General features: G+C 60.8%; 6 protein-coding genes. 4 read left to right on the top strand and 2 right to left on the bottom strand.

What is annotated here, in order from left to right; all coding sequences use genetic code 11:
- The first annotated feature begins 494 nt into the window (after positions 1 to 494).
- The gene (locus CAG25_RS27260; protein ID WP_085613271.1) at positions 495 to 2,039 is read left to right on the top strand and encodes an NCS1 family nucleobase:cation symporter-1; all 1,545 of its coding nucleotides are present in this window, start codon (positions 495 to 497) and stop codon (positions 2,037 to 2,039) included.
- Positions 2,040 to 2,093: 54 nt separating this feature from the next.
- Entirely contained in the window at positions 2,094 to 2,822 is a 729-nt protein-coding gene (locus CAG25_RS27265) for an aspartate/glutamate racemase family protein (RefSeq protein WP_064594658.1), read from the top strand.
- Here CAG25_RS27265 and CAG25_RS27270 read toward each other — a convergent pair.
- A complete protein-coding gene (locus CAG25_RS27270) occupies positions 2,791 to 3,732 on the bottom strand; it encodes a LysR family transcriptional regulator (protein WP_085613270.1) in 942 nt (313 codons plus the stop codon). The two genes, CAG25_RS27265 and CAG25_RS27270, sit on opposite strands and share 32 nt — an antisense overlap.
- A 125-nt stretch (positions 3,733 to 3,857) precedes the next feature.
- Here CAG25_RS27270 and CAG25_RS27275 point away from each other — a divergent pair, with 125 nt between their 5' ends.
- Complete coding sequence (locus tag CAG25_RS27275; protein ID WP_085613269.1) at positions 3,858 to 4,604, top strand: 3-oxoacyl-ACP reductase family protein; 747 nt, start codon at positions 3,858 to 3,860, stop codon at positions 4,602 to 4,604.
- Positions 4,605 to 4,680: 76 nt separating this feature from the next.
- Here CAG25_RS27275 and CAG25_RS27280 read toward each other — a convergent pair whose 3' ends face one another.
- The gene (locus CAG25_RS27280) at positions 4,681 to 5,376 is read right to left on the bottom strand and encodes an HAD-IA family hydrolase (RefSeq protein ID WP_039769963.1); all 696 of its coding nucleotides are present in this window, start codon (positions 5,374 to 5,376) and stop codon (positions 4,681 to 4,683) included.
- Positions 5,377 to 5,625: 249 nt separating this feature from the next.
- On the opposite strand from CAG25_RS27280, the gene CAG25_RS27285 reads away from it, so the two are divergent.
- Positions 5,626 to 7,189 (top strand): DUF6531 domain-containing protein (locus CAG25_RS27285; protein ID WP_256576187.1); only part of this gene is annotated, 1,564 nt, incomplete at its 3' end.

The raw sequence follows: 7,189 nt of genomic DNA on the forward strand, positions 1-7,189 counted from the left end.
ATGCACTGTGGGAGCTAATCAGCTCCGACAGTGTTCTCTACCCGTTCTGAAAAATGTGTACACAGGATTGTCACCCTCGGTGCCATTTATGTGTGCACTTTTCGTTTCTGCGCCCTGAAAAGTTACATCAAGCTCCAGCAACACTCCCTCCCGACGCCCGCTAAAAACCCTCCCGAAAAATAAATACCTGTTCGAACGGTCAATTTATATCGCCCGTAATTCAACGACTTGGCGCGCCTCAATAACTTTTCGAAATCAGCGGTGGTTTTCATAGATCGCCGGCTGGCACAGATCTGGCTTTAGTGCATACATGTTTTGTATACAAAACCGCAAAACATGAACCCACACTTTCGATCCGCAAGCCTGAAGCGCCCTATCCCGTACAGGCTGCAGATGCCCCGAAACCAGTGATGTTTCACCGCCGCGACGAAGATCTGCCGAGCCCGAACGCTCATGCACAGTCATCGCGGCCCGAACATCAGGAGCCTGCCGGAATGCGTACGAGTCTCTCCAATAACAACATCGCGCTGAATCTGCCCGCCTCTTCCACCCTCGACCGCAGCGTGCCCGGTGACGGGATCGCCGAACCGCTGCAATTGAGTCCACGCCTGCACAACAGCGACCTCGCGCCGACCAAGGTCGAAGGACGGCGCTGGGGTAAATACAGCATCTTTGCCCTGTGGACCAACGATGTGCACAACATCGCCAATTACTCGTTTGCCATCGGTCTGTACGCCCTGGGCCTGGGCGGCTGGCAGATTCTGCTGTCGCTGGGGATCGGTGCAGCACTGGTGTATTTCTTCATGAACCTGTCCGGCTATATGGGGCAGAAAACCGGCGTGCCGTTTCCAGTGATCAGCCGGATCAGTTTCGGCATTCATGGGGCGCAGATTCCTGCATTGATCCGGGCGGTGATCGCCATCGCCTGGTTCGGGATTCAGACGTACCTGGCGTCAGTGGTGTTTCGCGTGCTGCTCACGGCGATCCATCCCGGTTTCGCCGACTACGATCACAACTCGATCCTCGGCCTGTCGAGCCTGGGCTGGGTGTGTTTCGTGGCGATCTGGTTCGTGCAACTGGCGATTCTGGCCTACGGCATGGAAATGGTGCGCCGCTACGAAGCCTTCGCCGGGCCGGTGATTCTGCTGACCGTCGCCTGCCTCGCCGCGTGGATGTACACCCAGGCCAACGCGACCATCGCCTGGTCGATCCGCGACCCCCTGACCGGTGGCGAGATGTGGCGCAACATCTTTGCCGGCGGCGCCTTGTGGCTGGCGATCTACGGCACGTTGATCCTCAACTTCTGCGACTTCGCCCGCTCTTCGCCGTGCCGCAAAACCATCAAGGTCGGAAATTTCTGGGGCCTGCCGGTGAATATTCTGGTGTTCGCCGGGATCACTGTCCTGCTGTGCGGCGCGCAATTTCAGATCAACGGCCGGATCATCGAAAGCCCGACCGAGATCATCGCGTCGATTCCCAACACGTTCTTTCTGGTGCTCGGCTGCCTGGCATTCCTGATCGTCACCGTGGCGGTGAACATCATGGCCAATTTCGTCGCCCCGGCCTTCGTGCTCAGCAACCTGGCGCCGAAATACCTGACCTTCCGCCGCGCCGGGCTGATCAGCGCAACGATTGCGGTGCTGATCCTGCCGTGGAATCTCTACAACAGCCCGCTGGTGATCGTGTATTTCCTGTCCGGCCTCGGCGCCCTGCTCGGCCCGCTTTACGGCGTGATCATGGTCGACTACTGGTTGATCCGAAAAGGCCGGATCCACGTGCCGCAGCTGTACAGCGAACACCCGAACGGCGCGTATTACTACAGCCGCGGGGTCAATCTGCGGGCCGTTGCGGCGTTTATTCCGGCGGCGTTGATCGCCATCGTTCTGGCATTGGTGCCGGGCTTCCACAGCGTCTCGCCCTTCTCTTGGCTGATCGGTGCCGGGATTGCCGGAATGCTCTACCTGATCATCGCCAAACGCCAGCCGCACTACGCCGACGTGGACGGTGAAGCCATCGCCGTCGACAACGTCAGCCACTGAATCTTTTGGCAGCCCTTCACCGGGCTGCAGAACCAACCGTAATAAGGACTTCCCATGCGCATTCTCGTGGTCAACGTCAACACCACCGAATCCATCACCCAGGCCATCGCCCGCTCAGCGCAGGCTGTCGCGTCCCCCGGCACCGAGATTGTCGGCCTGACGCCATACTTCGGCGCCGATTCAGTCGAGGGCAATTTCGAAAGTTATCTGGCGGCCATCGCCGTGATGGACCGGGTAATGTCCTACGACCAGCCGTTCGACGCGGTGATCCAGGCCGGCTACGGCGAGCACGGTCGCGAAGGTTTGCAGGAGTTGCTCAACGTGCCGGTGGTGGACATTACCGACGCGGCGGCCAGCACCGCGATGTACCTCGGCCACGCCTATTCGGTGGTGACCACGCTGGATCGCACCGTGCCGTTGATTGAGGATCGGCTGAAACTTTCCGGCCTGTGGGATCGCTGCGCCTCGGTGCGCGCCAGTGGCCTGGCGGTTCTGGAGCTGGAACACGAGCCGCAACGGGCGCTGGAAGCGATCGTGCATCAGGCGGAACTGGCGGTGACTCAAGATAAAGCCGAAGTGATCTGCCTGGGTTGCGGCGGCATGGCCGGGCTCGACGAGCAGATCCGTCAGCGCACAGGGGTGCCGGTGGTGGATGGCGTCACGGCGGCCGTGACCATCGCTGAATCGCTGGTACGGCTGGGTTTGTCGACCTCCAAGGTGCGCACGTATGCGACGCCACGGCCAAAAACCATCATCGGCTGGCCAGCACGTTTTGCGCGTTGAAGCGTTCGGCGAGACCCAGGGTTGAAAACTGCTCGATAACAAAATCGACGAAGGCCCGGGTCTTGCCCGGCAACAGTTTGTGTTCGGCGTAATAAATGGAGATGTTGCCGTCGTCGACGTACCAGTCCGGCAGGACCCGCTGCAAAGTCCCCGCCTCAAGGTAGCCGACCGCGAATGGCATGCTCACCAGTGCAATCCCCATCCCCTGCGCCGCCGTGGCGCAGGCGGCTTCGGAATCGCTCATGGTCATTCGTGCCTTGAGCGTCAGCGGGCTGTGTTGTTGCGTGCGGTGAGTCAACTGCCAGGAGCGCACGCGACCGGTTTGCGGTGAGCGGATCAGGATGCCGTCGTGCAGTGTGAGGTCGTCCGGTTCGCTGATCGGTGCGTACCGATCCAGATAATCCTTCGAGGCCACCAACACCCGATGCGCCGGCGTCAGCCTGCGGGCGACCACGCCTTGGGGCAGCTCGAAACCACCGCCAATCGCTGCGTCGAAACCTTGGCCGATCAGATCGACCTGGCGGTTATCGAAGTGCCAGTCCGGGTTGATCGCCGGAAACCTTCTCAAAAATTCTCCCAGCAACGGCACGATGTACAAGCGGCCGAACACCGTGCCCATGCTGACTTTCAGCGTGCCCGCTGGTTGACCGCCGGCGCTGGCCAGATTGTTCACGGCGTTCTGGATGGTGGTGAGACTGCCGCTGACCTCACTCAGAAACAACTGCCCCGCTTCCGTCAGGGTCAACCGACGGGTGCTACGCTGGAACAGCCTCACGCCGAGGCGCGCTTCCAGTTTCGCCACGCTTTTGCCCACGGCGGCCGGTGTCAGGCTCAGGCGTCGCGCGGCCTCGGCAAAGCTGCCGACTTCGGCGCTGCGCACGAAGCATTCGATACTGCTGAAGGTTTCCATGGCCGCCACTCTAAACTTTTGGTTTACACAGACTATAGCAACCACGGTCTACCCGCCTATTGGCGAGGGGCAGATACTCGACACCACACCAAGGCAGCCTGCCTTGAAACTTCTGGAGATCGAACATGACCACTCAACACCTCAGCGGTAAAGTCGCTCTGATTCAAGGCGGCTCTCGCGGCATCGGTGCCGCCATCGTCAAACGCCTGGCCGCTGAAGGCGCCGCGGTTGCCTTTACCTACGTCAGCTCGGCCGCCAAGGCTGAAGAACTGCAAAACAGCATCACCGCCACCGGCGGCAAAGCCCTGGCGATCAAGGCTGACAGCGCCGACGCCGGTGCCATCCGCAACGCGGTGAACGCCACTGTCGAAACCTTTGGCCGCCTCGACATCCTGGTCAACAACGCCGGTGTGCTGGCCGTCGCGCCGCTGGAAGACTTCAAACTGGAAGACTTCGACCAGACCCTGGCAATCAACGTGCGCAGCGTGTTCATCGCCAGCCAAGAAGCCGCCAAGCACATGGGCGAAGGCTCGCGCATCATCAACATCGGCAGCACCAACGCCGACCGCATGCCCTTCGCCGGTGGCGGCGTGTATGCGATGAGCAAATCCGCACTGGTCGGCCTGACCAAAGGCCTGGCCCGCGACCTCGGCCCACGGGGCATCACCATCAACAATGTTCAGCCAGGCCCGGTCGATACCGACATGAACCCGGCTCATGGCGAGTTCGCCGACAGCCTGATCCCGCTGATGGCGGTGGGTCGCTACGGTAAAGCCGAGGAAATCGCCAGCTTCGTGGCCTACCTCGCCAGCCCGGAGGCCGGTTACATCACCGGTGCCAGCCTGACCATCGACGGTGGTTTCGGCGCCTGATTGATCAGATAGTCGATAACGAAAAACGCCGCCCCTCCTTTGACAGAGGGGCGGCGTTTTTATGTCGGCGGTTTGATCAGGCCCAGTCGAGCGCCGGCAATCCGCATGCACTCGGCGTGAACGCTTTCAACGTGCGAAGAATCCCGTCGGCGTGTGCGTATTTTTCATCGGCCATGGCGGCATCGGGAATGGCGATAGCGGTCATGCCGGCTGCTTTCGCGGCTGTCACGCCGAATGGCGAATCTTCGAACACCAGGCAATCTTCCGGCGCTACACCCAGGCGACGCGCTGCGGTAAGGAAGATGTCCGGTGCCGGTTTGGCTGCGCCGACTTCCGGGTCGTCAGCGGTGACGATGAAGTCGAACAGCGCGAACCAGTCGCGGTGCAAGGTGGTTTTCTGACCGAACGACTGACGCGATGAGCTGGTACCGACCGCAATCGGAATGTTGTGCGCCTTGAGGTGACGGATCAGTTCCTCGGCACCCGGCATCGCCTGCGCGGTGGGAAAGCGCTCGCGCATCAGCGGCTCGCGGATCACCAGAAACTCTTCGGCGGTGATCGGCAGGTCCAGCGCCTCAACCACGTAGCGCGCCAGATCGCCAGCGCCGCGACCAATGATGTTCTGCTTGATGCTCCAGTCGAAGGTACGCCCGTAACGCGCGGCAATCAGTGAGGTGACCTCGGTGTAGATGCCCTCGGTGTCCAGCAGCAAACCGTCCATGTCGAAAATCACGGCCTTGATCGGGCCAAACGCCTTCAGCGGTGCATTCATCATCGGATCCGTTATCAAAGACATCCCGAGCGGCGTGGATAGCGCCGCTGCTCGGATCTGATTAAAGGGTTCAGCAGCATAACGAGCGCAGCCGAGGTTGAGCAACGGGCAATGTCGGTTGTCCGCCGAACGCCCTCCCGCACATTTAGAGAATCGCCCTACAGACATCGCCTACTCGGCTGACTTCTTTCCTGTTCGATCCCCCGCAAAGTTTCGCGCCATTCCCCCGATGCGCGCGAGTGACTGCCAATGCTTCCACCTGATCCACTCCTGAAATTGAACAACAGCATCGGTTTGCTGGTGGTCGCTGCGCTGAACCCTGATCAGCCCGATGTCGAAAAGCTGTTTCAGGAGTTTCGCCTTTGTCTCAACAACTATGACGCCTGGGCCGAGCAGTTCTGGATGGGCACCGCGCTGGGTGTCGAGCAGGTGTTCAAGGTCGGCAACGATGTCCGGCTCAGTGCACCGATTGGCAGCCGCAGACCCATCAGTTCCTCCGTGGTCATGTGCCCCGCCACCGGCCCCCTGACGCTGGTGCACATGTTCGAAGCCGCACGGTTTGTGCCGATCGGCGACACGCCGGTGATCCTTGAACCGGTGATTTCCGATGTCGACGGCGTTTTGGGGTTCGGCGAACCGCTGCATCACACCATCGGCCCCAGCGGCATTCTCGAGGTCAGCGACTGCGACCGGGGCCAGCGTTATCGCATCACCTTCTTTCCCGATGTTTCCACTGCGCATATCCGGACGTTATACGCCTCGTATCAAGGCCTCATCGATGGTCTGGAAGGCTGGTTACGTGAGGAATGGAAAGGGTTTCAACCGCAGTGGACGGCGTTTTCCAGCGCCGGTTTCACCGAGCGTTACGGGCAGTTGCAACAGGCTGACTGGCACGGTTTCGAATCCGCCCTGAATGGCGTCTGGGACGACGTGAAGCAGCTGTTTGCCCTGCTTGCAGACTTGCAGGCCAACAGCGAAAAGCTTCTGCAGTACCTGTCCAGCGCTGAACTGGATGCCTTGCTCGAGGCGTCCAGCGAGGCCATCGCCAATGGCCTGCTGATGCTCGGCGATGAGCCGTTGCTGTTCATTTATCTGGCGGCCTTTACCAGTTGGCTGAAGATGTTGCCGCCGCAGTATCTGGCCGAGGTGGTGGCTGAGGTTCGCGCTGAGCTGCTGGTCAGTTTTCTGCTGATGTGCGTGTCGGGTGGCATGGGCGTGCCGCTGCGGTTGAGCACCCAGGTATTGGGCAAGATCAAGTCACCCCGTGCGCGGGAATGGCTGGCGGCATCGGCGTTGCGGCTGGCAGAGCTGACCTCGGCGCCTGACCTGACCCGCCATGCGAGCGCTTTGAAACCGTTGATGGTCAATGCGCGGCAGGCGCCATTGCGGCCGACACCGGCCATTCCGCTGGAAATTCGTACGGCCGATTCGCTGGTACTGACGGTGCCCAATCCGGCGGCCATTGCCCGCGACAAGCCCCACGGCATGACACGAATGGAACGGCATGAGCCTCGGGATGATGCTTCGGATCAGGCGAAAAATCCCAACGGTGACAGTGCCGATTGTGCACCGAGGACCTGCACCAATGGCTGTCCGGTGTCGATGGTCACCGGCGAAGAGCTGTTGACGCTGACCGATGGTGTGCTCGATGGACTGCTTCCATTCGAGTTCAGCCGGTTGTACCGCAGCAGTGCGGCCGAGATCGACGTCGGGTTGGGGTTTGGCTGGAGTCATTCGCTGGCGCATCGGCTGGAGATTGATGGCGCTTCGGTGGTCTGGGTCGACCATGAGAACCGGCGCACGCGGTTTCCGC

The organism is Pseudomonas sp. B16(2017) (assembly GCF_002113205.1).
Taxonomy (GTDB): Bacteria; Pseudomonadota; Gammaproteobacteria; order Pseudomonadales; family Pseudomonadaceae; genus Aquipseudomonas; species Aquipseudomonas pharyngis.

What these genes read in the sequence shown, in the direction of transcription:
- CAG25_RS27265 (WP_064594658.1), top strand. Translation starts at nt 2,094, where the DNA reads ATGCGCATTCTCGTGGTCAACGTCAACACCACCGAATCCATCACCCAG.
- CAG25_RS27275 (WP_085613269.1), top strand. Translation starts at nt 3,858, where the DNA reads ATGACCACTCAACACCTCAGCGGTAAAGTCGCTCTGATTCAAGGCGGC.
- CAG25_RS27260 (WP_085613271.1), top strand. Translation starts at nt 495, where the DNA reads ATGCGTACGAGTCTCTCCAATAACAACATCGCGCTGAATCTGCCCGCC.
- CAG25_RS27270 (WP_085613270.1), bottom strand. Translation starts at nt 3,732, where the DNA reads ATGGAAACCTTCAGCAGTATCGAATGCTTCGTGCGCAGCGCCGAAGTC.
- CAG25_RS27280 (WP_039769963.1), bottom strand. Translation starts at nt 5,376, where the DNA reads ATGAATGCACCGCTGAAGGCGTTTGGCCCGATCAAGGCCGTGATTTTC.